The 26,054-nt window shown below is 44.6% G+C and carries 25 protein-coding genes; 12 read left to right on the top strand and 13 right to left on the bottom strand.

All coding sequences use genetic code 11. The features are described 5' to 3' along the window. Positions 1-233 precede the first annotated feature (233 nt). Positions 234-1,070 (bottom strand): DUF1684 domain-containing protein, encoded by an 837-nt coding sequence (locus tag SKC38_RS01500; protein ID WP_377974481.1) that lies wholly within the window; start codon positions 1,068-1,070, stop codon positions 234-236. A gap of 134 nt (positions 1,071-1,204) precedes the next feature. On the opposite strand from SKC38_RS01500, the gene SKC38_RS01495 reads away from it, so the two are divergent. Then, the gene (locus tag SKC38_RS01495) at positions 1,205-1,702 is read left to right on the top strand and encodes a heme-binding domain-containing protein (RefSeq protein ID WP_377974479.1); all 498 of its coding nucleotides are present in this window, start codon (positions 1,205-1,207) and stop codon (positions 1,700-1,702) included. Here SKC38_RS01495 and SKC38_RS01490 read toward each other — a convergent pair. The 4 genes from SKC38_RS01490 to SKC38_RS01475 all read right to left on the bottom strand — a co-directional run bounded on the left by SKC38_RS01490 (position 1,679) and on the right by SKC38_RS01475 (position 5,503). Next, entirely contained in the window at positions 1,679-2,266 is a 588-nt protein-coding gene (locus tag SKC38_RS01490; protein WP_377974477.1) for a PepSY-associated TM helix domain-containing protein, read from the bottom strand. The two genes, SKC38_RS01495 and SKC38_RS01490, sit on opposite strands and share 24 nt — an antisense overlap. A 1-nt stretch (position 2,267) precedes the next feature. Continuing rightward, a complete protein-coding gene (locus tag SKC38_RS01485) occupies positions 2,268-3,644 on the bottom strand; it encodes a DUF2271 domain-containing protein (RefSeq protein ID WP_377974475.1) in 1,377 nt (458 codons plus the stop codon). 184 nt (positions 3,645-3,828) lie between these two features. Continuing rightward, entirely contained in the window at positions 3,829-4,872 is a 1,044-nt protein-coding gene (locus tag SKC38_RS01480; RefSeq protein WP_377974474.1) for an NAD(P)-dependent alcohol dehydrogenase, read from the bottom strand. Further along, complete coding sequence (locus tag SKC38_RS01475) at positions 4,862-5,503, bottom strand: DsbA family oxidoreductase (protein ID WP_377974472.1); 642 nt, start codon at positions 5,501-5,503, stop codon at positions 4,862-4,864. The genes SKC38_RS01480 and SKC38_RS01475 overlap by 11 nt, the downstream gene beginning before the upstream one ends. A 43-nt stretch (positions 5,504-5,546) precedes the next feature. Here SKC38_RS01475 and SKC38_RS01470 point away from each other — a divergent pair, with 43 nt between their 5' ends. From SKC38_RS01470 to SKC38_RS01455, 4 genes are all read left to right on the top strand, one after another. Continuing rightward, positions 5,547-7,775, top strand: coding sequence for an alpha-L-rhamnosidase-related protein (locus SKC38_RS01470; protein WP_377974470.1), 2,229 nt, complete (start codon positions 5,547-5,549; stop codon positions 7,773-7,775). Positions 7,776-7,829: 54 nt separating this feature from the next. Next, complete coding sequence (locus SKC38_RS01465; RefSeq protein WP_377974468.1) at positions 7,830-10,073, top strand: glycoside hydrolase family 3 protein; 2,244 nt, start codon at positions 7,830-7,832, stop codon at positions 10,071-10,073. Between the two features lie 134 nt (positions 10,074-10,207). Continuing rightward, entirely contained in the window at positions 10,208-12,001 is a 1,794-nt protein-coding gene (locus SKC38_RS01460; RefSeq protein ID WP_377974466.1) for a hypothetical protein, read from the top strand. Between the two features lie 82 nt (positions 12,002-12,083). Then, complete coding sequence (locus SKC38_RS01455; protein ID WP_377974464.1) at positions 12,084-13,337, top strand: alkaline phosphatase family protein; 1,254 nt, start codon at positions 12,084-12,086, stop codon at positions 13,335-13,337. Here SKC38_RS01455 and SKC38_RS01450 read toward each other — a convergent pair whose 3' ends face one another. After that, positions 13,338-14,783, bottom strand: coding sequence for a glycoside hydrolase family 32 protein (locus tag SKC38_RS01450; RefSeq protein ID WP_377974462.1), 1,446 nt, complete (start codon positions 14,781-14,783; stop codon positions 13,338-13,340). Between the two features lie 56 nt (positions 14,784-14,839). Beyond that, positions 14,840-15,676, bottom strand: a complete 837-nt coding sequence (locus SKC38_RS01445; RefSeq protein WP_377974461.1) for a sugar phosphate isomerase/epimerase family protein — start codon at positions 15,674-15,676, stop codon at positions 14,840-14,842. A 61-nt stretch (positions 15,677-15,737) separates the two neighbouring features. Between SKC38_RS01445 and SKC38_RS01440 the strand changes: the two genes are divergently transcribed. From SKC38_RS01440 to SKC38_RS01425, 4 genes are all read left to right on the top strand, one after another. Next, positions 15,738-16,298: a pentapeptide repeat-containing protein gene (locus SKC38_RS01440; RefSeq protein ID WP_377974459.1), complete on the top strand. Its 561-nt coding sequence runs from the start codon at positions 15,738-15,740 to the stop codon at positions 16,296-16,298. Positions 16,299-16,388: 90 nt separating this feature from the next. Then, positions 16,389-17,384, top strand: coding sequence for a sialidase family protein (locus SKC38_RS01435; RefSeq protein ID WP_377974457.1), 996 nt, complete (start codon positions 16,389-16,391; stop codon positions 17,382-17,384). 1 nt (position 17,385) lies between these two features. Continuing rightward, on the top strand, positions 17,386-18,885 hold the full coding sequence (locus SKC38_RS01430) for a sodium:solute symporter family protein (protein WP_377974456.1): 1,500 nt from the start codon (positions 17,386-17,388) through the stop codon (positions 18,883-18,885). Beyond that, entirely contained in the window at positions 18,882-19,766 is an 885-nt protein-coding gene (locus tag SKC38_RS01425) for a dihydrodipicolinate synthase family protein (RefSeq protein WP_377974454.1), read from the top strand. Before SKC38_RS01430 ends, SKC38_RS01425 begins: the two co-directional genes overlap by 4 nt. On the opposite strand, the gene SKC38_RS01420 is transcribed toward SKC38_RS01425, so the two are convergent. The 3 genes from SKC38_RS01420 to SKC38_RS01410 are packed head-to-tail and all read right to left on the bottom strand — an operon-like array spanning position 19,738 to position 21,707. Then, on the bottom strand, positions 19,738-20,193 hold the full coding sequence (locus tag SKC38_RS01420) for a DUF1569 domain-containing protein (RefSeq protein WP_377974452.1): 456 nt from the start codon (positions 20,191-20,193) through the stop codon (positions 19,738-19,740). The genes SKC38_RS01425 and SKC38_RS01420 overlap by 29 nt on opposite strands. After that, positions 20,190-20,825, bottom strand: a complete 636-nt coding sequence (locus SKC38_RS01415) for a hypothetical protein (protein ID WP_377974450.1) — start codon at positions 20,823-20,825, stop codon at positions 20,190-20,192. Before SKC38_RS01415 ends, SKC38_RS01420 begins: the two co-directional genes overlap by 4 nt. A gap of 21 nt (positions 20,826-20,846) precedes the next feature. After that, a complete protein-coding gene (locus tag SKC38_RS01410; RefSeq protein ID WP_377974449.1) occupies positions 20,847-21,707 on the bottom strand; it encodes a bile acid:sodium symporter family protein in 861 nt (286 codons plus the stop codon). A 37-nt stretch (positions 21,708-21,744) separates the two neighbouring features. On the opposite strand from SKC38_RS01410, the gene SKC38_RS01405 reads away from it, so the two are divergent. Next, positions 21,745-22,623, top strand: a complete 879-nt coding sequence (locus SKC38_RS01405) for a 1-acyl-sn-glycerol-3-phosphate acyltransferase (RefSeq protein ID WP_377974447.1) — start codon at positions 21,745-21,747, stop codon at positions 22,621-22,623. A 29-nt stretch (positions 22,624-22,652) separates the two neighbouring features. Here SKC38_RS01405 and SKC38_RS01400 read toward each other — a convergent pair whose 3' ends face one another. From SKC38_RS01400 to SKC38_RS01390, 3 genes are read right to left on the bottom strand one after another with little or no spacing between them, the layout of a single operon-like run. Next, complete coding sequence (locus tag SKC38_RS01400; protein ID WP_377974446.1) at positions 22,653-23,534, bottom strand: aldo/keto reductase; 882 nt, start codon at positions 23,532-23,534, stop codon at positions 22,653-22,655. Further along, positions 23,531-24,043 (bottom strand): D-glycero-alpha-D-manno-heptose-1,7-bisphosphate 7-phosphatase, encoded by a 513-nt coding sequence (locus tag SKC38_RS01395; RefSeq protein WP_377974444.1) that lies wholly within the window; start codon positions 24,041-24,043, stop codon positions 23,531-23,533. The genes SKC38_RS01400 and SKC38_RS01395 overlap by 4 nt, the downstream gene beginning before the upstream one ends. 5 nt (positions 24,044-24,048) lie before the next feature. Next, positions 24,049-24,486 carry a hypothetical protein gene (locus tag SKC38_RS01390; protein WP_377974442.1) on the bottom strand — a complete coding sequence of 146 codons (438 nt, stop codon included), beginning with the start codon at positions 24,484-24,486 and terminating at the stop codon, positions 24,049-24,051. 113 nt (positions 24,487-24,599) lie between these two features. On the opposite strand from SKC38_RS01390, the gene SKC38_RS01385 reads away from it, so the two are divergent. Together SKC38_RS01385 and SKC38_RS01380 are read left to right on the top strand one after the other, a co-directional pair. Beyond that, on the top strand, positions 24,600-24,977 hold the full coding sequence (locus SKC38_RS01385; protein WP_377974441.1) for a DUF983 domain-containing protein: 378 nt from the start codon (positions 24,600-24,602) through the stop codon (positions 24,975-24,977). Next, positions 24,977-26,053: an LptF/LptG family permease gene (locus SKC38_RS01380; protein ID WP_377974439.1), complete on the top strand. Its 1,077-nt coding sequence runs from the start codon at positions 24,977-24,979 to the stop codon at positions 26,051-26,053. Before SKC38_RS01385 ends, SKC38_RS01380 begins: the two co-directional genes overlap by 1 nt. Position 26,054: the final 1 nt, after the last annotated feature.

Below are 26,054 nucleotides of genomic sequence, written 5' to 3'. Positions count from 1 at the left end.
CCCCCCCCCCCCCCGCCCCCCCCCCCCCCCCCCCCCCCCCCCCCCCCCCCCCCCCCCCCCCCCCCCCGCGCGGGGGGGGGGGGGGACGCGGCCGGGGTCTGCGACCCCGGCAGCGTCTAAGATAGCGGCTTCCTATACAAGTTTCCTGATATTCCTCTATTTTCCCATAAACCTCGTCAGAAAAGCACTCTTTTATAAACAAGTTGATAAACCGCTTAAAGCATTAAACCGTATCAATGCCCATGAAACTGCTCACCGGCACGTATTTCAACGGCCAACTTATTTGCAGGAGTCGGCAGCGGACAAGTTGCAAAAGGAGTAAATGCACAAGGGGGATTATAAGCCTTATTGAAATCAAGGACAACCTTTCCTTGCGCATCAGGCAAGGAAGTATCGATAAAACGACCAGCACCATAGGTCTGTTTTTTGTTCGTCAAATCCCCAAAAACAATAAATAAATTATTTCCTTCCTGACTTGTTTCCAACTCGTAAAAGCCCTTCCCTATTTTAAAACGCAACAAGCCTGGCGACTCCAACTGATAAGCCCTACCTGTCACATCAATTATCGTCATCATTTTACCTTTGGTCGGAATGAAATCCGCTACAATCCGGTAACTAGAATCCGTCGGAAAACAATCAATCCCTTTAAAGGCCTTCAAATATTCCCCCTCCAAATCACGCAAACGAACAGCAAATTTATCCCCCCGTTTGATGATAAACCAGCGCAAAGAACGATGCGAAATCACCGGCACTTTAATACCCGCTTGAAAAACGAGCATTGTATCGCTTACTGTTTGATAGATAACCTTGCCGTCTTTTAGTACTAATTCGCCTAAAAATGGATCGGAATGTTCGGAAGGAAAGACAAAATCATTTTTCTCATCTCCCCCCAGCGTATTTTTTCCATCTTTCAACCAAAATAGCCCAGCCAAATTAAGCCAACCCGACTCAGATTTAAGGCTGTTGATTCGTTCCTTGCGAAACTCCTGAATTTGACGGGTATAGGAATCCTCTGATCGAAAACCTAATAGGATAAAACACAAAATCGAATATAGCGAAAATCGAATCATAGAGGGAGAAAATGGTAACGTTGCCAGGGTCTTCAGATACCGGCAGCGTTTACTCAAATTTGGAAAAATTATCTCAATTAACACAAGCAATTCATCGTTTTATAAGTAAATTGTTGAGTCTAAACCCTAAAAAAATGAAAAAACTACTCCTCGGACTTGTTGCAATCCTCATCGTCATTCAATTCATTCACCCTGAAAAAAACGAAAGCAACGACAACACTTACGACGTTTCGACAAAATATAGCATCCCCGCACCGGTACAAGAAACCCTAAAAAATGCCTGTAACGACTGCCACTCGAATCAAAGCACCTACCCTTGGTATTCAAACATTCAACCTGTAGGCTTTTGGCTCAATCATCACATCGAAGAAGGAAAAGAGCATTTAAACTTTTCGACATTTACCAAAATGCCAATTGCCGTTCAAAACCACAAGTTGGAAGAGGTTATCGAAACCGTCGAAGAAGGCGAAATGCCCATGCCATCGTATACCTATTTTGGCTTGCACCCGAAAGCGAACCTAAGCGCAGCGGATAAAGATGCACTAATCGCCTGGGCAAAAGCGCAAATGGATACCTTGAAAGCAAATTACCCTGCGGATAGCCTGAAATTAAAGCCCCGTAAAAAAGTATAAACCGATTACGAGCATTAAGCCAAGCACAAGCCATATCATTCCGTTAACACGCTTTTTCTTCAAGAAAAGCAACAAAATGATGCCTGTCAAGGAAATCAAGCTCATGAAAATAGCGGAAAAATCAATGACCCATTTCCAGCCTTGACCCGTGTCGCGGCCCTTATGCAGATCATTGATCCAGGCCACAAAACCCAGGGATCTTTCCGTCAAATGAAAGGTCCCTGAAGAACGGTCAATAAACGCATCCGCCGTATATCCTGGCCCTTGAAACGAAACAGAAAGCTCCGTTTCATCGATGCGAAAATCATTCAGAATACCATGAACTTGATATTGCGATCGGAATAATTCCACAATTTCCAACTTCTTCACCTGAGCGGTATCAGTCACATTCACCCAAGCAGGATTCAAATGACCGTCCACCTCATGCAAGGTTTCTTTCTCCGGAAACCATTCCAAATGATTCAAGGTCAAGCCCGTCACCGCGAAAAAAAACACAATCACGAAACTAAACATCGACAAATAAATATGCAGCCATCGCGACCACTCCGCTAATTTACGCTTCATCCTATTTCGTCTTGTAAACTAAATTCGCTCCTGAAATCTCCTCATTTCCTGCCAAAGCCTGCGACTTCGCCTTCCCATCAAATTTCATCGTCTGCTTCATCAATTGGTACGAACCATGCTCCCGTGCCGCCTCAATATATACCGTATAATTACCCAAAGCCACATATTCTCCTTGGTCATTTTTACCATCCCAAATCAACGAATAATTCCCCGCCGAACGTGTCGCAGAAGCAATTGACATCAAGTCGATGGGTACCTCACGCTGCGCATCAGAGAAGGAACGCAAATCCGGCAGCCAACGAGGTTTGCGGTACCAAAGTGCCAAACGACGTACCGGTTTATGAGCCTCATCCTCAATCCAAACAGCTACATAAGGCCTCCGAGCATAACCACCCAAATCCGCTAATTCCACATTGATCAACAATTCTTGACCCGCTGTCCAAACCTTATCTTTTACATGCACTAACTCGATTGCAGATTCCGTAACCACAGAACGACCAGACCAATTTTCGCTGACATGTTGCGTTCCCGCAGCATCTACAAGCAAATACTCCGTTCCTGGATATTCGACTGCCAAAGCTTTCGACTCGTCCACCGAAAGCACATTAAATGCCGTCGCCAAAGCCCCTGCCGTCACCGCATCGGGATGAATGACCGTAGCTGAAATACTGCCAGAAGCCGTTTCTCCTGTACGAGGATCGATAATGTGCGCACCTCGCCGACTCACCCCACTCGTGGCAATCGCTTGATTTTGAATTAAAACCGTGCTCAATGAAGAACCGTTTTCCGCATCTGAATTCGGATCAGAAACACGAACCGTTTCGTGTAAATCGCCTTTGGCAAGCATGTCACCACCTACATTCAACATCACACCACGAACACCAGCCTCCGCCATCACAGCATCAGCAACCTGTTCCATAATAAAACCTTTCGTAAACGTATGTAAACGCAACTCCGCATCACTTAAACGCGTCGCCGTTCCTTCACCTAATTCCCAATGTGGCTGATTCACTCGATCCGAAAAACCGTTCAAACGCACATCATCCGCAGCCGCATTCAAAGCTCCCTTTGTCGCTTCACGCCACGTATCAAACAATCCTAAAACCGTATGTAATTCTTCAGAAACCGAAATTTCTTCCCCCCGCGAACGAGCCCATTCCCCAAACTCATGATTTTCTCCACTACCTAAAATTGCCTGCAATCGACGGAATTCCGCTAAGACCTTCGCCTCCGCTTTTTCCGCTAATTCAAACGAATTTGCTAGAATTTTCACGTCTAATGACGTCCCTAAAATATGTTCGAAATGTGCAGCTAAAACGCCCGATTGATTAGGTACAAAGGCCGAAAGGGCGGCTAATGGTAGCGAAAAAGAATGCATAATTTTATCAGTTTTTTGAATTTTGAATTTACGCCTTCTCAACACAAATACAAAAAACATATAGACCAAACCGGTGTTTTTTGCTACCTAAATAAACGCCGAAAATGGTGACGCTGCCAGGGTCTGCGACCCTGGCAGCGTCTACCGCAAAGCTAAATCCTTTTCCTAAAAGTTTCCTGATAATCTACAAAGTCTTCATATCAATCACGAAACGATACTTCACGTCCGACTTGATCACCCGCTCATACGCCGCATTCACATCCTGCATTGAAATCATTTCGATATCCGACAAAATGTTATGCTCCGCGCAGTAATCCAACATTTCTTGCGTCTCCGCAATACCCCCGATCATCGAACCCACGATGCTCCGACGTTTTGAAATCAATGTCGCTGCGCCAAATTCATTGGCTTCGGGCGGAATGCCAACTAACAACATTTTCCCTTCTACTTTCAACAAACCTAAAAATGCATCCAAATCATGTTTGGCAGCAACCGTGTTCAAGATAAAATCAAAAGAACCTTTCAATGCCTTCATTTGCTCAGGATCCGTCGACAAAGCAAAATGATGTGCGCCCAACGAACGTGCATCTGCTTCCTTCGATGGCGAAGTTGATAACATGGTAACCTCAGCACCCAATGACGCTGCAAATTTCACGGCCATGTGACCCAAGCCACCTAATCCCAACACGGCAACCTTATGTCCCTTGCCTACGCCCGCAAAGCGCAATGGCGAATAAGTTGTAATTCCTGCACACAACAATGGTGCCACGCGAGCCAAATCTTTTTGCTCAAAATTCACATGCAACGCATATTTCTCATCGATCACATAATTCGCTGAATAGCCCCCAAAAGTTTGCGTCTTTCCATCGCGGTAGTAATCATTATAGGTCGCCGTCATGTCCTCATCGCAATATTGCTCTTGACCGGATTGACAAGAAGGGCATTCCCGACAAGAATCCACAAATACGCCTACTCCGGCCGTTTGTCCTACTTTAAACTTCGTTACATGCGATCCAATCGCAACGACTTTTCCCACGATTTCATGTCCCGGTACAATCGGATAAATCGATGGCCCCCATTCACTACGCACCATGTGAATGTCGGAATGACATACGCCACAATACTCAATATCAATTTGAACATCATGAGGGCCTACCTCGCGGCGTTCAAATACGATTGGCGCCACCGGCACCTCCGCGCTCGTAGCGCCATACCCTTTAACTTGCATCTTGTGTTTGGTTTAATGTATCGATAAAAACTTGAATGGGTTCCGCTCCTGAAATGCCATATTTCCTGTCAAAGACAAAAAACGGCACTCCACGAACCCCTAAATTTACTCCTTCTTGAATGTCTTGACTCACGCGGTAGGCCAGTTCCTCCGAGTCAATCGCCGCACGAATTTCCGAGGCCTCCAATCCTGCTTCTTCGCCTAAGGCTACCAAGGTGTCAATTGACGCCAAATCCTTCCCATCGGTAAAATAAGCACGGAAGAAAATCTCCTCAATCGCATCATCTAAACCTTTTTCTTTGGCCAATTGAATCACGCGGTGCGCATACAACGAATTCGCCACCACAGCCTTGTCAAAATTGTATTCCAAACCGACAGAAGCCGCCATCTCCACGACACGTTCGTGCATTTGCGCTGATTGCTCTAATGACCAACCCTTCCGATCCGCCAAGTATTCATATACACCCACAGGTTCCTCAAATGACATCGGAATCGTTGGATCTAATTGATAACTTTTCCAAGTTATCTCCACCGTATCACGCCCAGGAAAGCTTTCCAAGGCCTTCTCTAAATGCCGTTTACCAATGTAGCAAAACGGGCACATGATATCACTCCAAATTTCTATTTTCATCTCAGCAATTTAATGTAATTTCGGCAGATAATTATCCGGCATTATGTTCTCCATTCGAACCTTTTTATTAACTATTCTTGCTTCCTCCAGCTTGTGCGCCCAAAGCCTCACGCAGCTCGTAAATGCCTTACCGCATATTGACGGAAAACAGTCCTACCTCGCCTCCCCCTTTGCCACCACTGGCGACCGATTATACCTTGTGGGTCATCAAAACGGGCAATTCCCTGATTTGGGCTGGCACATCACGGGCGAAATGGGCGGCATTTGGGCACATCCCATTAAACTCCTGGACGGATTTATTGTTTCCGTGGACGGACAAGATTTAACAAATGCAGCGAGTTTTCGGAATTTTCCCATGGCGAATCAACATCGCTACCAAACGAAAAACCTTGAAATTCTTCGCACGCAATTCGTTCCGGATGGACTCGCAGGTTGTGTCATTGAGTTTGAAATCGAAAACAAAAGCAAACAAACACAATACATTCCATTTGTTTTTCAAGCTAAATCCGACTTGCGGCCTACGTGGTTAGGAGAGCGGACCAACATGATCGACCAAGAAGATCATGCAGAATTTATAAACGACCAATGGGTTTTCAAAGACGCGAAAAATCCTTGGTTTGCTATCCTAGGAGCAAGCGAAAAAGGAATTCCCGGCGCCGCTCCGATTCCTTTTAATTCTATCGGGAAGGGAATCGCTAAATCCATCAATTACTCACTAAGTATCCCTGTCGGCGAGAAAAAAATCCTTCAGTTCTATATCGCTGGATCTGCAACTTCAAAGGCTCAGGCATTAAATACCTACGGAGAACTTCAGAAAAATACCGAAAAATTATTCCAACAAAAATGGGGCCGCGTTAACGCATTGGCACAAAAAAGTAAGATAAATATCCCCGACAAAAACATCCAAGAAGCCTATACCTGGTTGCAATACAATACCGACGGGCTGACACGCGATGTTCCGGGAATCGGTCGGGGCATCAGCGCCGGGCTGCCCGACTACCCATGGTGGTTTGGTGTGGACAGCGAATATGCCTTGCAAGGTGCCATCGCGATTGGCCAAAAAGACCTGACCCTAAACTCTATCCAACTCATTCATAAACTTTCCCAAAAGACCAACAAAAACGGTCGGGTCGTCCATGAAGTATCCACCAACGGCGCGGTGTATAACCCTGGAAATTTGAATGAGACCGCGCAATTTGCCTCGCTCGTATGGAAAGTATTTCGATGGACAGGCGACAAGAAGATGCTAAAAACCTATTTCCCTAGCATCCAAAAAGGATTACATTGGTTGGTCACTGACAACGATCAAGACCACAACTGCCTCCCGGATGGGTCGGGTATGATGGAAATCCAAGGTCTGCACAGTGAAATGATCGACGTGGCTTCCTATACGCAGAAAGCCTTGCAAGATGCTGCGGAGATGGCGCAGGTTTTAGGCGAAAATCGCCTAGCAAAAACATATATGGCCAAAGCCTCCCAACTAAAGCAACAGATCAATACGCAATTTTGGAATGATGATTTTCGGTCCTATGCCGACTTCCGTAGCCAAGACCGGGCGGCACTCGAATTAATCAAGCAAGCTATTGTTCGGGCAGATACCTTACAAAAACCATGGGCTGTAGCAGAATTAAAACAAACCGAAAAATACATCCAAGCAAATCCTAGTGACCAGGCGAGGCCCTTTGTGGTACATCATAATTGGGTCGTTAACACACCCATGGAAATGGGCTTAGCGGATTCCGAAAAAGCCATAAAAGCCCTCGAAACGGCTAATAAATACACGAACCCATTTGGATTATTCGTGACGGGAATCGACCGAGATGCCTCCGCTGGGAGCGATGCCGGATCTTACAAAGCACCCAAAATTTTTACCTACACAGGAGCGGTTATGACGCTACCCACCGGCGTGATGGCCGTGGCCGAAAACAATTACGGACGACCCGACCAAGCCCTGAATTACATTCAAAAACTCACTCGTTCATTCAGTTACGCCTTGCCTGGCAGCATGTACGAAGTTTCCCCAGATTTTGGGATGATGACCCAAGCATGGAATGTATTTGGCTTCGCGGTTCCCATCGTAGAACAGTTTTTTGGGATACAACCCCGGGCTGATTTACATGAGATTACCATTGCGCCACGCATGCCTTCGAGCTGGAAAGAGGCGCACATTGAGAACGTCGAAATCGGCGATAATCGAATAAGCGTATATTATCTACAAGGCCAAACGCCCCGCGTAACTCAAACCAAAAACTGGATAATTATCCTAAAGTAGCCTCATTTATTATTGTATCATTTTGCTACATTTGTAAGCTATTACCCTACCAACATGAAAAAAATACTTAGCCTATTAGCATTCTCCACGGCAGCATTCGCCCAACATGTGGAAATCAAACAAGCCAAAGGTCCAACCTTGGCCTATTCAACCCAGTCATCTGTTAAAATCATCAAAAAAGACGGCCTGTCTTTTAAGGATTTAAATAAGAACGGGAAATTAGATATTTACGAAGATTGGCGGAAACCCGTTGACGTCCGTGCCGCCGATTTAGCGAAGCAATTAAGCGTACAAGAAATCGCAGGTTTGATGTTGTATTCAGGCCATCAAGCGATTCCCGCGAGACCAGATGGTTATTTTGCCGGGACCTACAACGGAAAACCTTTCGATCCAAAGACGATGGATGCGAGTGAGTTGACGGACCAACAAAAGAAATTCCTCAAAGAAGACAATCTACGTCACATATTAGTCACAACGGTTTCATCCCCAGAAGATGCCGCGAAATGGAACAATAAAATTCAGGCATTTTGCGAGTCGGTGGGTAAAGGAATTCCGGCCAACAACAGTACGGACCCACGTCACGGGACACAAGCGCGCGCGGAATTCAATGCAGCAGCGGGCGGTTTGATTTCGATGTGGCCAAGTTCTTTAGGAATGGCTGCGACGTTTAAGCCGGAATTAATCCAACAATTCGGTCGGGTAGCGGCACAAGAATACCGTGCTTTAGGTATCGCAACCGCATTATCTCCCCAAGTAGACATGGCCACGGAGCCGCGTTGGTTACGTTTTGACGGAACCTTTGGCGAAAGCTCTAAACTTTCCGCTGCGATGGCGGAAGCCTATTGCAATGGTTTTCAGAATGAAAACTGGGGCGCTCAAAGTGTGAATGCCATGGTGAAACACTGGCCAGGAGGTGGAGCCGGTGAGGCGGGCCGTGATGCCCATTATGCCAATGGAAAATTTGCGGTTTATCCCGGAAATAACTTCAATGAGCATTTGATTCCTTTTACAGAAGGAGCGTTTAAATTATCCGGTCAAACCAAAAAAGCCGCTGCGGTGATGCCGTATTACACGATTTCTTGGAATCAAACGAAGGAAAATGTGGCGAATAACTACAACAAATATTTGGTGACAGATTTACTTCGCAAGCAATATGGATATGATGGGGTGGTTTGCACGGATTGGAGTGTAACTGGGGACCACAAGGCAATGGATGTGTTCATCGATGGAAAAGTTTGGGGCGTAGAAAACCTGAACATGGCAGAGCGTCATTACAAGATTTTAATGGCGGGCGCGGATCAATTTGGTGGAAATAATGACATGAAACCAATCATCGATGCCTATGCGATGGGCGTGAAAGAACATGGCGAAGCATTCATGCGTGCCCGCATGGAGCAATCTGCGGTACGTTTATTGCGCAACATCTTCCAAGTAGGTTTGTTTGAGAATCCCTACCAAAATCCTGCTGAAACTAAAGCAACGGTTGGAAAACCAGAGTTCATGCAAACAGGCTATCAAGCGCAATTGCAATCCATTGTGCTGTTGAAAAACAAGGGAAATGTCCTTCCGATTCAAACGAAAAAGACAATTTACATCCCAAAACGTTTTATCGCAGCGACGCGTCACTTCTTGGGATTCCCAATTCCAGCATCGAATGATTTCCCGATCAACATGGAATTAGTGAAGAAATATTTCAACGTGACAGATAATCCGACGGAAGCAGATTTGGCTTTAGTTTGCATCGAAAATCCGAAAAGCAGCATCGGCTATGACAAGGAAGATGTGGCCAAAGGCGGCAATGGTTATGTGCCTATTTCCTTGCAATACAGTGACTACGTGGCGAATGACGCACGTGAGGTAAGTATTGCGGGTGGAGATCCTTTGGAGAATTTCACAAATCGTTCCTACAAAGGCAAAACTGCCAAAACACGTAATATTACCGACATGGAATTGATCGAAGAAACGCGTCAAAAGATGCAAGGGAAACCGGTGATTGTATCCGTGAACGTATCTAATCCGATGGTTTTTGCGGAAATCGAAGGCAAGGCGGATGCGATTTTAGCAAGCTTTGGGGTACAAGATCAAGCGATTTTAGACATCATTTCCGGCAAGGCAGAGCCACAAGCCTTATTGCCCATGCAGATGCCAGCCAGCATGCAGGTGGTAGAAAAGCAAAAAGAAGATGTGCCTTTCGACATGGAATGCCATGTGGACGCCGAAGGACATCGCTACGATTTTGGCTTCGGAATGAACTGGAAAGGCGTGATTCAAGATGCCCGCGTTCAGAAATACAAATAGCACTTTTTCGTTCCCCTCTTTTAAAAACACCTCAAGGAAAATTGAGGTGTTTTTTTGTGGCTGACCAAAATCATATTTAGTGTGAATTTCTGCCCCGACCTTTGTCCTTCCAAAAATTGTACAATTCTACGAATATGCAAAAATCAGCCGCACATACATTTCACATACCGGTAATGGGATTGGGATTCACGATTGACACCCCTGTGAAAGTTGGGCCCTTTGGTATTTCTTCCGTCGTTTCCATCGTGGACGACCATTTAGTTGAAGAAATGCGCGAAGCCTACAGCAAAGAGAATAACCTAAATTTTACGCCTATCGCGAAAACGGAAGAGGATTTCCGTGCCAAACGCATCAGCGCCTATCTGAATTTAGTAAAGACGCTCGTGCAAGATAAGACCACAAGCATTCGCAATCAGCCTTTTGAACCCGAGTCGGACATCACGCGCTATTTTGAGTTATTACCCGAGAACGCCCCACAAAAAATGGAATACCAGGAGATGCTCGCGGAGACGGATGTCTGCCAAAAATTCGTCAAACAAGGCAATTTGCGCAAACATGTCCTCGCAGGTTCCATCGATGTCAACATCATGTCGAAGGTGAATAAAGTCAATTACGACAAAAAAGGGAATGCGCTGGAAAAGGAATTCGCAGACGCTTTAGCGGCCTTGCGCGGTTATGCGCAAAGCGATTTGAGCTCCTCCATCATCCTGTCGGCGGGTTATAACCCCATGCTCTACGGCTACATCGAGGCTTTCCCCGATTTTTTCCCAGACGCTGCAGGTAAGCTAAAAAAGAAGATCATTCTCAAAGTGAGCGATTACCGAAGTGCAGTAACGCAAGGTAAAATCTTGGCGAAAAAAGGAATCTGGGTTTCCGAATTCCGCATCGAATCGGGTTTAAATTGTGGAGGACATGCTTTTGCCACGGATGGCTTGTTGATCGGGCCGATTCTGGAAGAATTTAAGACGAACCGACAAGCCTTAATGAGCGAGTTGTTCGAAATGTGCCAAAAAAGTTTAGCCGAAAAAGGTCAAAACGTGTACCTCGAATATCCAACGATGCGCGTAACCGTGCAAGGAGGTATCGGGACACATGCAGAAGATGCCCTGCTTCAAGAACATTTTCATACCCAAGGAACCGGTTGGGGAAGTCCCTTTTTATTGGTTCCTGAAGCGACACAAGTAGATCCATCCACGCGAAAAGCCTTAGCCGAAGCAGAGGAAAGCGATTATTACATGAGCCATGCCTCTCCGCTGGGTGTACCTTTCAACAATTTCCGAAAAAGTTCATCGGAGAAACAACGCTTGGAGCGCATCGAAAAAGGTAGACCCGGCAGTCCTTGCACCTTGGAATATTTGGCAACAAATACCGAGTTTACAGAAAAGCCGATTTGCACGGCCTCGCGGAAATACCAACATGCGAAATTGAAGCAACTCGAAGAACAAGGTTTAGCAGCAGCGGAATATCAAAAAGCATTCGATGCAATCACGGAAAAGGTTTGCTTGTGCACGGGACTTGGCACGTCGGCATTGCAAAATTTTGATATCAAACCTTCGCATCACCAACATGCCGTGGCGATCTGTCCAGGACCTAATTTGGCCTATTTTTCCGGAACCTTTTCGCTTAAAGAAATGGTGGATCACATCTATGGTCGGGCGAATATATTGAATCAGCGAAACCGACCCAACCTATTTATGAAGGAGCTTAGCTTGTATGTCGACTACCTGAAACAAGAAGTGGAAAAAAGCGTCGAATCCATAACAACAAAACAGGAACGCTACCTCAAAACTTTCCGAGATAACTTGTTGGCCGGCGTCGCTTTCTACCAAAACCTAAGCCTTCCGAGTCTTCAAGACATGAAAGACGAATTAGCACTTTGGGAAGCTAAAATTCATAGCCTCCCTATTCCACAAGTGATCATATCTTAAATTAAAAACCCCGGGCAAAACCTGGGGTTTTTAATTTTCGTGGGATATTTTCTTAATTTAGCATCCTAACATCAACCTTTATATGCGTAACCTAACCCTGATTATCATTTCCTTATTTATCTCGATCTGTTCATTCAGTCAAGATACCACCCAAATTGTTCATGCGGATCGACGAAATGCTGCTTCCCAACAAGCCAAACCTTATGTGATTTTAATTTCTGCGGATGGATTTCGATCAGACTTTTCGGTGAAATATGGCGCTAAATTTTTACAGAGTCGGGAGGCAATAGGAATCAAGGCCAATGCCATGATTCCATCCTATCCTTCACTCACTTTTCCTAATCACTATAGCATTGTAACCGGTCTATACCCTTCGCACCACGGCTTGGTCGACAATCGTTATTTCGATGTGAATTCCGGAAAGGAATACAACATGGGAAACAAAAAGATGGTGGCCGAAGGAAAATGGTACGGCGGAACACCGCTTTGGGTACTGGCAGAGCAACAAGGCATGTTAAGTGCTAGTTTTTACTGGGTGGCATCTGAGGCCGACATTCAAGGAATTCGACCAACTTATTTATACACCTACAACGAAAATATTCCGATTGAGCAGCGCATTCAAGCGGTGAAAGATTGGTTATCCTTGCCGGCAGAAAAACGCCCGCACTTGATTACTTTTTACTTTCCACAAGTTGACAATGATGCACATGAGTTTGGCCCCGAAGACCCTCGCGTAGGTAATGCCGTTCATTTTGTTGATGAAAGCATTGCAAAATTACAAGCGGCCTTAGATCCATTGAAATTACCCATCAATTATGTGTTTGTTTCGGATCATGGTATGACCACAGTAGATACCGAGCACACCTTAGGGAAACCAGCCGCTTTAGATACCGCGGCATTTAAAGTCCCTTCCGGCGACGCTTTGTTGCATGTGTATACCAAAATTCAAGCAGCCGTACCGAGCACGCTTGCAACACTCAAGCAGAACTCAAGCTTTAAAACCTATTTGATGGACGAAACTCCGGCACACTGGCATTATCGCAAATCGGATGACCGATTTAATCGCTTGGGAGATATTTTACTCGTGCCTAACCATCCATCTATTTTCAACTTGGGCACGCGGAAAACGAGTCCTGGAAAACATGGATATGATAATCACCATCCCGACATGCAAGCAAGCTTTCAGGCTTGGGGACCAGCATTTAAATCAGGTAAAACGATTCCTGCATTCGAAAATGTGAATGTCTACCCGATGGTCGGCAAGATCTTAGGACTGACAATCGACGAATCAACGATTGATGGTCGATTAAGCCAATTGAAATCTATTCTGAAATAATTACATCGATGGCTTAAGGTTTTCCAAGGTAAATGGAAGACCTTTCGCCGTGGTAATTTTAAAGTTGTTCAAAGTTTCCGAAGGAAAATAAATCGTCGTCAATGCCGACAAGCCCCCATCTGCAAAAAACTCCGCCGAAGCAACATCTGTGATCAAGGTAAAGTCGATCGTATCTGTCTTAGCAAGACGTGGCGCATAAGCTTTCCCGGCAAACTTCGCACTGAAACTATGATCCCCTGCCGCATCGCGATCCACAAAATAGCGATTCGAAGCTGCTTCGTAACCAATGATTACTTGTTCACCTTTGTTGTTGGAAAGCGTGATAGAAAAATCCTGCACCGGTAATTTCCCCGACAAGCGTTGCAGCGCAGAAGCCGACTTCACAACTTTATTCGATTTAATCGTTTGTGTCCCCGTGATGTAGTTTGAAACAGCGGCAATAGGTGTGGAAGCCAACACATATTTCCCGTTCAGGTTATGTAATTTCAAATCCCGAGGCAAGGTATTTGCACTGCGCCATGTTGCAGTAGGTACAACCGTCGCATAATCCCAGTTGGACATCCAACCCATAAAAATCCGCTTATCGCCCGTTTCGTGGAAAGTCACTCCGGCGTAATTATCTCTACCATAATCCACCCAGCGGGTTTCTTCGTCTTGCGGAATGAATTGATGTCCATCGAAATCTCCTACAAAATATTGAGCTCCAGAACCACCATTCGCCGCTCCAGGATTTAAGTTGACGATTAAGACCCATTTGGTCTTCCCATCCACTTGCATCGGAAACAAATCTGGACATTCCCAAACACCGCCATGGGCACCTAATTTTGCACCAAACTCACTCTCCTTCGTCCAGTTTTTCAAGTCGGGCGAAGAATAAAACGTCTCCCGATCCTGCGTCGCCAAGACCATAATCCATTTTTTCCCAGGTGCAAACCAAGTCACATTCGGGTCGCGAAAATCTGCAATTCCAGGGTTTTTAATCACGGGATTACCAGCAAATTTCGAGAAGGTTTGGCCTCCGTCTAAGCTATAGGCGATGCTTTGATTTTCGCGGTCGATCCGACCGGCTTTTTCCCAAGCCATGTTGTGGCTCGTGTAAATTGCAACTACAGGCGCGATGCCCTTGCTACCTAAACCCGAAGTATTTTGATGATCGATGACAGCTGAACCCGAGAAGATTAAACCTAAGCTATCTGGATACAAGGCAATCGGTTGGTGTTCCCAATGCATCAAATCCTTGCTCCTTGCATGGCCCCAGTGCATAGGTCCCCAAACCGTACTTTCCGGATGGTATTGGTAATATAAATGATAGGTTCCATCCGCATAAAACATCCCGTTCGGGTCATTCATCCACATGCTCGGTGGCGTGAAATGTAATTGTGGGCGATGTTTTTCCTGCGCGAAAACGGCAAGGCTAATCAATAAAAAGAAGAGGATGTTTTTCATAATGGCAAAAAAATGGGTGACCCAACTGAGCCACCCAACAAAAATACGGGAATTCGTTACAAATTCTTCAAAAACTCGATGCTTCGTGGAACAAAATCAAGTTCTTGATTACTTTCATCTTCAATGAAGCAATGTTCGATGCCATTTTTCTTCGCAAGTTTGATGATTTCTTTCCAGTTTCCTTGGCCCGTTCCTACGGGAACATCATTTTCAGCAGGCGTGCCACCCGTTAAGTTGCCTTCCACACCTTTACGCAAGTCTTTGACGTGCATCAATTTCCAGCGGTTCGGGTATTTCTTCAATAATTTAACAGGCATATCAGCGCCTCCGCCGTGCATGGTCCACAAAACATCCATCTCAAAAGAAACATAAGCAGGATTCGTATTTTTGATGATGTAATCCATCAAGGTACCATCCTCATACGCATGAAATTCATAGCCATGGTCATGGTAAGTAAATGTGATCCCATTTTCTTTAAATACCTTGCCTGCACTGTTAAAAAGCGCAACGGCTTTTTGGGCGTCTTCAAGCGTAAAATCCGTGCCTTTGTGTGGAATCCAAGCGCACATGACGAATTTGGCACCTAAGGTTTTCGCCCGACGAACCGCGTCCATCGGATTCGTTAATTCGTCATATCCAACACCCGTCGACGGAATGCTGATGCCGCGTTCAGCACATAATTTCTTGAATTGTTCTTCGGTATAACCTTTTGTTGCACCCCCTTCTAATTCCGTAATACCCATTTTCTGAATGATATCCAAGGTGTTTTCGGTGCTTTTCGGGAAATGATTCCGGAAGGTATAAGCCTGCACACCCATAGGATAGGTATATAGTTTTTGTGCAAGGGCAGGGAGCGTAAACAAGAACGCAAAAGCGAATAAGGTCTGTTTCATTTTTAAATAGGTTGGTCCGTAAAAGTGAAAGTTTTTTCTGAATTATGCTAATTTTGTTGTCATGGAAAAACCCTACCACACGGATCAAGTTTTTGATAAAATTAACACGCTTGCATTAGGCGAATACGAAGGTTGCACGTTTCGTAATTGCCAATTCGAGTCGGCGGATTTTAAGAACTTCCAATTCGTGGATTGTCGGTTCGAGGACTGCAACCTAAGTCTTATCAAATTAAGCGCGGCGTCCTTCCAAAAGGTTTATTTCCAAAGTTGTAAGATGCAAGGTCTACGTTTCGAGGCATGCAATCCCTTTTTGTTTGAAGTTCATTTCAAGAACTGCGTATTAAATTTGTCATCATTTTACCAAGTAAACGGCAAGGGAACGAGCTTCGAATCCTGCAACTTGCATGAGGTTGATTTCACGGAGGCAAATTTCAGCGAGGCCCATTTTGAAGAATGCGATTTAGCGGGCGCGTTGTTTGACCGAACGAATTTAGAGAAGGCCGATTTCCGTAATGCCTTCAATTTCCGCATTTCCCCTACGATTAATCGATTGAAGAAAGCCAAATTTTCCCAAGACGGTTTGGCGGGCTTATTGACTGATTTCGGGATTGTGATTAGCTAATTGATAATTTTTTCTTGGCTTATTTGATTTTGCTTTTTTCCCTTTAGCTTTGTAAAGCTCTGAGGATGAAAGCTGAAGAGGTCTAAACCTATGAAAAAACTATTCTATTCATGCATGTTCTGCATGGCATTTTTCGTTGCACACGCCCAAAAAATTGAGTCGGCAAGTTTCATTTACGAATCCGCTCCCTTCCCATCTTGTCATGCATCCACCTTGGTGGAAACCCCACAAGGCATTGCGGCAGCCTGGTTCGGGGGAACCCATGAAAAACATCCGGATGTGGCGATTTGGTTAAGTTTTTACAGACAAGGTCGCTGGTCTGAGCCGGTGGAAGTAGCCAATGGCATTCAAGGAAATGGAAAAAGATATCCGCTTTGGAATCCGGTTTTATTTCAAATGCCGGGGAAGGAACTCATCTTGTTTTATAAGGATGGGCCGGCTCCCGACGAATGGTGGGGCATGTTAAAACGCTCATTCGATGGAGGAAAGACTTGGTCTGCCGCGGAACAGCTCCCCAAAGACATCTATGGACCGATTAAAAACAAACCAGAATTACTGGCTGACGGGACACTCATTTGTCCATCGAGTTCGGAAGATCATGATTGGCGATTGCACATGGAATTCACGAAAGATGCAGGTAAAACCTGGACTCGGACGGCAGCCTTAAATGATGGTGTAACGACTTCAGCCATACAACCTAGTATCCTAAAATTACCGGGCGGTAAACTCCAACTCGTTTGTCGGTCGGAAAACGACTACGTCTTACAAGCCACTTCAACAGATCAAGGTAAAAGTTGGTCAGCCCTAAAGCCTACGACCCTTTTAAATCCGAATTCAGGCATTGATGCGGTCACCTTACAAGATGGCCGACATATCCTTGTATACAACAATACCAAAAAAGGACGAAGCCCCTTAAATGTCGCGATTTCGTCGGATGGTCAAAACTGGCAAGACATTGCCATCTTAGAAAATGAACCGCATGGCGAGTTTTCATACCCCGCTGTCATTCAATCGACCGATGGGAAAATCCACATAACCTACACGTGGAAGCGAAAGAAAATCAAACATGTCGTGATGACGCTCTAATATGACTACACTCGATCTGGCAATCATAGGCATTTACCTCCTCAGCATGGTTGGGGTGGGAATCTATTTTTCCCAGCGAAACCGTAATTCGGAACAATTTACAACGGCATCTGGTCAAATTCCGGGATGGGCTTTAGGTCTGAGTTTTTATGCCACTTTTCTGAGTGCGATTACTTTTCTGGGTGACCCAGGGAAATCCTTTGGAAGCAATTGGAATCCATTTGTTTTCAGCCTTTCTATCCCACTTGCCGCTTGGGTTTCAAGCAAATTATTTGTTCCTTTTTATCGAAATGGGCAATCGGTGAGTGCCTATTCTCACTTAGAAGAACGTTTTGGCGCATGGGCTAGAACCTATGCGATGCTATGTTTTATTATGACGCAGCTAGCAAGAATGGGAACAATTTTCTATGGTTTAGCACTAACGATTAATGCCCTTTCAGGCATTGAAATGTCACTCATCATTATAATCGCAGGTCTCGTAATTATCCTATACACCGTATTAGGGGGAATGGAAGCTGTCATTTGGACGGAAGTCATTCAGGCAATTCTGAAGACCTTGGGAGCTCTTATGATAGTAGGATTGATCTTAAACCAAGTGGATTTCGGGGAAATTTGGGCAATCGGCCAGCGGGATGAAAAATTTAGTTTGGGGACTTTTCAACTCGACTTAACAACAAACTCCTTCTGGGTGATTTTACTCTATGGATTTTTCATTAATCTGACGAATTTTGGTGTAGACCAAAATTATATTCAACGTTACCATACCGCAAAAAACACACAAGATGCAGCAAAAAGCATTTGGCTCTGCGTGTTGTATTATGTGCCCGTTTCCTTTCTTTTCTTCTTCCTAGGTACAGCGCTTTATGCGTTTTACGAATTAAATCCGGGACTCATTGTGGAACTGAAACAACACGTTTCGGAAGAGAAAAATATTCCGCTCGGTAGCATCAAGGCTGTGGATTATGCCGACCGCGTTTTACCTTATTTTATGAAGACGCAAATCCCGAAGGGCCTTTTGGGATTGCTACTCGCGGCATTATTGTCGGCAGGCATGAGCACCATGAGTTCGGGGATGAACAGCTCTGCGACGGTTTTTCTGAAAGATATTTACCTGCGCTATATTCAAAAAGACCTGAGTCCACAAAAACAATTACGGGTTTTGCATATAGCCACAATCGTAATCGGTTGCTTAGGGATTGTGTTTGGCATCAGTATGATAGGGGTCAAAAGTTTATTGGATGTTTGGTGGAAGCTATCAGGCATCTTTGCCGGAGGTATGTTGGGCATCTTTCTACTAGGTTTTCTTGCGAAAAAAGTATCCAATGTGGCAGCGAAAATCGCAGCTTTTGTGGGAGTGATCATCATTGCTTGGATGTCGTTTAAGGATAATTTACCCGAAAATCTGAGGATTCCTTTGGATGGGAAAATGACGGTGGTTGTAGGGACACTCACGATTCTCCTTGCTGGTATACTCGTTCAACGAATCTTTAAAAAACAATGAAACTTCCCGAGGGATTTATTCCGGTCATGTTGACGCCCTTTACCGCCGACTTGCAGGTAGACTATTCCTGTTTGAGGAAATTGACGGAATTCTATTTGGAAGCAGGCGCTGTAGGCTTGTTTGCCAATTGCTTGTCGAGTGAAATGTACGAATTAAGTGACGAAGAGCGACTGAATGTAATAGCAACCGTGGTCAATCAAGTCGCAAATCGGGTCCCCGTGGTAGCCACAGGAACCTTTGGAGGTAACATCAACGACATGGCGGAATTTTCGAAAAGTGTCTATAGGCTTGGTGTTGATGCCGTCATCATCTTAAATAATCAGTTCGTCAGCGAAACAGAATCCGATGAAGTTTTCCTTGCCCGAGTACACGCATGGTTGGACCTAACACCTGGAATACCCTTCGGTATTTATGAATGTCCTATACCCTATAAACGATTGGTTAGCATTCCTGTGTTGGAAAATCTACTAGCGACAGGGCGCCTGTGTTACCACAAAGATACCTCGTTGCAAATTGATGAGGTGGCGGCCAAAATAAAGGCGGGGGGCCAACAGGTTTTTGGGGTATATGACGCCTATATTGAACATGCGATCGAATCGTTAAATGCCGGGTCAAAAGGCCTTTCCTGTATCCAAGGCAATTATTTCCCAGAACTAGTCGTGGAACTATGTCAAAAAACGGAACGCAGCCAAGCGATTCAGAATTTCATGTCTGAACACATGCGCCTTATGCATGAAACGTATCCAATTAGTGCGAAATATGTGTTACAAAAAATGGGCTTCCCGATTGACCTAGCGACACGTCGAAAAGTAGGCGAACTTAGTTCAGAAATGATGAAGAAGCTAGACGCCCTCATCGAAGAATATTGCGAACGATTTTGAGGTGATGTTCCGTGTGAATCCACAAAAATCGCTTCGCATGCTTGGTATTTAAATGCCCAAAAAGCGGATGCGGAAAGAAATGTTTGGGTTGTTGGTTCAACAAATTCAATACACTCAAACTGGCACGGTCTAATGCCGCATCCAATTCCTCTTTAGAAATTGTATCCGGAACTACGCCCTTAGGAGCACGCGCTTTCCCGCGAGGAATCTTTTTTGTGAATAACACATACCACTTTCTGAATGTATGTTTTGGTGCATATTCTGCTGGATTCGAAGCGGCCAAAGTCGCCACGACACCATTGATTACTTGCAGGTTATGCAACAAATGCCAGCCAACAGAACTCGAAGAAACAGCGGGATTTGTGGTTTCCCATTGCTCCGCTAAAGTTTGCATTTCTTTTAATTGGATGGCTAGTTGGTTGATCATAAGCGCATTTGGAAAAACAATCCGTGGTTCGACTTTTCAAATTTCATAGGACCGTAAGCATCAAAATTTGAACCTAAACCTACGGTAAATTTATCAAAGGTCAAGCCTACGCGTAAACTTGCCCCACTACGCGCATGCGTTCCCACTTCGATATCACGAACTAAAAGCCCCTGTAAACGGGTGTATAAACGTAATTTGTCCGATAATTTTGGCTTGTATTCAGCTAAAGCCACGGTTTCAAATGCATAGCCTGGTTTAAAATTTAGCGTAGGAAAAACCACGATCAAATAATCAGGGCTCGCTTTTAGGAACTGAAAACCTACTGTAGGAACGAAACCTAATTTATAATGCCATTGCAATCCCGATGCAGCACTAAACCCTTTTCCCAAGGCATAGGCGATTGAATTATTTAAGACGATCTCCGTCTCAGAAGGGGTATTTTGGTAGTCGGCAGCACCAACCGTCACATTGAAAAAATTGAATTTACCAGCGGCGTCTATTGGCCGATTGATAATAATTAACAAATTCGCCCGATTATTACCCGCCATCACCTCCACAGGCAAAGGGGCTTTTTGTGCGATTAAAACAGAGAAGGGGGCCAACAAGGCGATGAGTGCAAATAATTTTTTCATGACTACAAAAATACGGAAAACTTAGTTGGCCAACTTTTTTTGAGACCAAAAAGCAAAAACTGCCGCCGTAATAAACATGATCAAACTATAGACCACCGCTGGAATCGTCATCGCTCCATTGTTCAAAATACTCAATGCAATGTAAATCGCTAAGGATCCATTGTGAATCCCTACCTCCATCGAAATCGCCACGGCTTGTTTGGGCGGAAGCTTAAATAAACGCGGAAGAAAATAACCCACGAACAAACAAGCTAAATTAAAGCTAAGCGCCGCGCCGCCCACGGCTTTAATATCATGCACCAAATGATCGATTTCTTTTAGACCGGCTAAGACAATTAACAAAGCGAGGAATAACCCAGAAATCAATTTAACCTTCCCTTCCATCCGCTGTGCAAAGGCAGGATAGCGGTGCCGAATCCACATCCCCAAACTAATGGGCGTAATGATCATCGCACAAACCTCCAATACTTTCTGAAATTGCATGGGCACATAGGCCTCCGCTTGCATGAAATACGCGAGGGAAAAATTCACTATACCGGCAATCGAAAAGATGGAAAGCACGCTATTCAGCGCGGTTAAACTCACATTCAAGGCGACATCCCCTCCTGCCATGTGGCTGTAAAGATTTGCGGAAGGACCTCCTGGGGCAGCTGCTAATAGCATGAGGCCAACTGCCAAAGCGGGTTCCAATTGGAAGAAATCCGCAATGAATAGACAGATAGCTGGTAACAGAAGCATCTGGGTAATCAATCCGATAAGCACCGCTTTGGGGTATTCAAAAACCCGTTTGAAATCAGCGGGAGTTAAGGATAAGCCTAATCCGACCATGATGATGGCGATGGCCACGGGCATGAGATAGATCGAAAGAAAACTTGCTTGCATCCAATAATTTTTAAACCTTGCTCAAAATATTGAAATTTTGCTTGTCATCCTAAAATTATTTGTCCGTCTAGGCCTCTGGATCTTCGTTCCCAAGGTCCATATTCGCAACAAAAGCCTCCTCAAAAAACAAGGACCTTTGTTGGTCGTGGCAAACCACCCCGATTCCTTTTTAGACGCCGTCATCCTAGGTGCATATTACCCACGAAAAATGCATTTTCTCGCAAGGGGAGACGTTTTTCGGAAACCTTTCTTTGGCTTTTTGTTGCGCTCCATTGGGATGATTCCTATCCATCGGGCACGGGAAGGTCGAGAGCATTTGCACTTGAATGCTGGGACATTTGATGCCTCGGTTGATGTGCTTGCCCAAGGCGGTGGCATCTTGATTTTCATTGAAGGGATATGTTTGTTGACCCATGAATTACAGCCCTACAAAAAAGGCGCCACACGAATTTTGGAAGCCGCCCAGCAACGAGGTGTGGATCCGATGATTCATGTAGTCGGAATTGCTTACAACGATTTCAAAGCATTTGGCAAAGTCGTTGAAATACATGTAGAAGAGTTTGAGCAATCGCCGACCTTAGAACATGCCAAACATCGCTTGGACTTTAACGCAGCGGTGTTCGAACAAATGCGCCGATTAATTCATGTTCCTACGAAACATATAAGCATCAAAAGAAGCCTTTTTTACTACCTGAATCTGCCTTATTACCGTTGGATTCAAAAAACTGTGGATCAAAAAACGAAGGGGACAGTATTTTATGATTCGGTGATGTTTGCTGCGTTGCTTTTTACTTATCCGATTTATTTGTTGCTGCTCGGAACGGGCTTATGGCTTGTGGGTCTACCGATTTGGTACGTGCTATTTTTTATCCTGATGTTACCTTTGGGAATCAAAATTCAAATGCAAAGCACATAAAAAAAGCCCTGGAATTTCCAGGGCTCAGATTAGTCTTGTATCGACGAAATGGGTTTCGTCGCGTGGTACAATTCATACCAATCTTCGTGACTTAAACTGATTTGGAACGAATTCACAATGTTGCGAATGCGATTCTCTTCGAGGGTTCCAATTAAAGGCAAGGCGCCTAATTTCACCAACCAAGCTACGGCGATTGATTCGATGTTTGCATCGTAACGAGCCGCGATTTCCAATAATTTTTTACGCACCTTCAGGGCTAGTTCATCAGTCCCGTGTTCGATGCGACCACCCGCTAAAGGAGATGTCGCCAAGGGACGCATGTATTTTTGCTTGATGTAATCGATGGCACCGTTATCCAATGCCGCGGTGTTCAACAAGTTCAAATCGATGTGATTCGAAACAACCGGAATGTTCAAATAAGAAACCAACAACTGATGTTGGTATACAGAAAAATTCGAAACCCCGATGTTCTTCACTTTTCCGGAAGACTTCAATTTTTCCAAAGCCAAAGCTGTCGATTCCAAATCCGAAAGTGGATCCAATTGGTCTAACAAAAACACGTCCAAATAATCTGTTTGCAGATTACGCAGGGAATTTTCCACAGAAAGCGTAATGTGTTCCGCTGAAGTATTTACGTGCTTAACGCGATACAAAGGCGGTGTGTTCACCCCACATTTGGAAAAAAGAACGATGTCGGAACGTTTGAAAGATTGCTTGGCAAGCACTTCGCCAAAACGTTTTTCGCAGGTATAATTTCCATAGCGATCTGCGTGGTCAAAGGTATTCACGCCTAATTCCAAGCAAAGGTTGACAATTTTCTCCATGTCGCCCTTGCCCGCTTCCCAGCGCCAGAATCCGTAAATAGCAGGAGAAACTTTGGGACCTGCATCGCTTAAATAGACCTTGTTCATGCTAAAATAATTTTTGAAGCTGCTAATAAATCATCAACTAAATGGGTGGCTTTCGTTTCAGTTCCTTGCGGAGCCAAACGAATCGTCCGTAATCCGGCACGCGTTCCGGCAGTAATATCCCGCTCGTGATCCCCCACCATCCAGGAAACATCCATATCTACTTCGTATTTGGCTGCTGCTTTTTCAATCATCAAGGATCCCGGTTTACGGGTCAAAGAATGACTATCAAATTTTTCGTGGTAAGGGCAGAAATAAATATCGTCTAATTCCACACCTGTTCCATCTTGGATGGCTTGGTGAATCATGTAGACATCCTCGCGTTTGTAAACACCTTTAGCGATGCCACTTTGGTTGGTGATAATCACCAACAAATATCCAGCATCCTTCAAAGCGCGCAAGGCCTCTCCTACACCCGGCGGAATGATGAATTCCTCCATACGGTACACATAATCCACGCGGTCAACATTTAGAACGCCGTCGCGATCCAAAAAAATGCACTTATTCTTCATTCAAATTAAAATAAAAGCTTCCAAGGAATGCGGCTCAAGATTAAAACGAGCGCAGCCAAGGTGAAAATCAAGGCGTTTTTGTGTTTCGCAGCATCTGCGATCGCCTTCTTATTTTTCGCATTATTCACGGTTGCCAAAACAACAGCAATAATGTTCACGGAAATATGTTCAACAGCGATTAAACGCGTAGCTGGATCCTTCATTGCTGCACCGAAATCGGTAAAAGCAGCCGCCGTAATCGGGCTTAAAAAGAAGTAAAGCGCTAATCCAATCAGCAATTGGGTATGCAAGGAAATCATAAAGAACAAACCTGCTTTGCGATCTGATTCAGTAAACAAAGCGTTGTTTGAACGTCCACGAAGCGCGCGGGCAATCACATTAATACCTAAAATGAACACGAGTACAAAGAGTACGATGTGAACGGTTGAAACAATTGAATACATGTGATGATAAGTTTTAGTTTGGCGCAAAGATACAAAAAGCCCTTGGAACGTGACCTTTGTTACGAATAATCCTCCAATTTTCTTTACCTTTGGGACTCAAAATACCCACAAAAATGTCAGATTCATCCAAATTGAAAGCCACCATTAACGCTCGTTGTCCACAATGTCATGAGGGTCGATTATTCAAATTTAAGTGGTGGAATGTCTTCAATTTTGCTCAGATGGAGGAACATTGCTCTGAATGTGGCATGCGTTATGAAGTAGAACCCGGTTTTTTTTATGGGGCAATGTATGTTTCTTATGCCTTTACGGTGGGAATTATGCTCATAGGCGGTATCATCATTTTCAATTTATTTAATGATCCTGATGCGATGGGCTATGTGATTCCCATCACAACAGTGTCCTTGATTTTGGTTCCTTTCAATTACCGCGTCTCCCGCGTTATTTTCATACATTTGTTTTCCGGAGTCAAATACCGGCCGAATAAATAATGAAAATCCTTGACCTGTACATTCTGAAAAAATTCCTGAAGACCTATGTCTTCGCGGTTTTTCTCATCGTATTGATTGTCATGGTCATTGATTACACAGAAAAAATCGATGATTTTATTCGAAAAGAAGCGCCCATGCGGGCCATCATTTTCGACTATTATTTGAACTTTATTCCCTATTGGGCGAATTACATCAGTCCCTTGATGGTCTTCATCGCGACGGTATTTTTTACCGCCAACATGGCTGCCAAAACCGAAATCATTGCCATTCTCAGTTCAGGCGTTAGCTTCACCCGATTGATGCGACCTTATTTAATTGGCTCCTCTATCATTGCCTTAGGAACTTTCTTGATGATCGGTTGGGTCGTACCCAATGCCAATAAAATCCGCGTTCCCTTTGAACATGAATACATCAATGGAACCTACTTTTTCGATAAGCGGGATGTGCATATCAAGATTGCGCCGGAAGTGTATGCCTACATTGAGAGTTATGACAACACGTCGAATACGGGTTATCGATTCAGTTTAGAGCGAATTGCCGACAATGAAATCAAGCAGAAATTGATGTCGGACCGCATCACCTGGGATTCTGTGGCGAAGAAATGGACCATTCATGATTACCGGATTCGGACCTTTACGGGAAGCGCTAATGGGATTGTTTTTGGAACGAAGATTGATACAACCTTGAATCTGTTGCCCAAAGATTTTCAGAATAAACATTTGTTGCATGAGACCTTTACCTTGCCGGAATTGAACCGACACATCGATTTGGTTCGGTCGCGTGGGGCAGATGGAATTGAGGTGTTTTTGATTGAGAAATACTTACGATTTGCCAATCCCTTTTCGATCATTATTTTGACGATTATCGGCTTCTTGGTTTCTGCTCGAAAAGCGCGAGGAGGCGTAGGGTTCCAAATTGCTTTAGGGTTTAGTTTGGCCTTTGTGTACATCTTATTTTTCATGATGAGCAAGGGGATTGCAGAGGGTGGCGGGATGCCACCGATGTTGGCCGTTTGGTTGCCTAACATCGTCTTTTCTGGCGTAGGCCTCGGCTTATATTACACCATTCCGCGTTAAG

Origin of the sequence: Aquirufa echingensis, assembly GCF_042714525.1 — a bacterium.
Classification (GTDB): Bacteria; Bacteroidota; Bacteroidia; order Cytophagales; family Spirosomataceae; genus Aquirufa; species Aquirufa echingensis.
The sequence above is the reverse complement of the archived record's forward strand: the minus strand, read 5'-3'. Positions and strand labels throughout refer to the sequence as shown.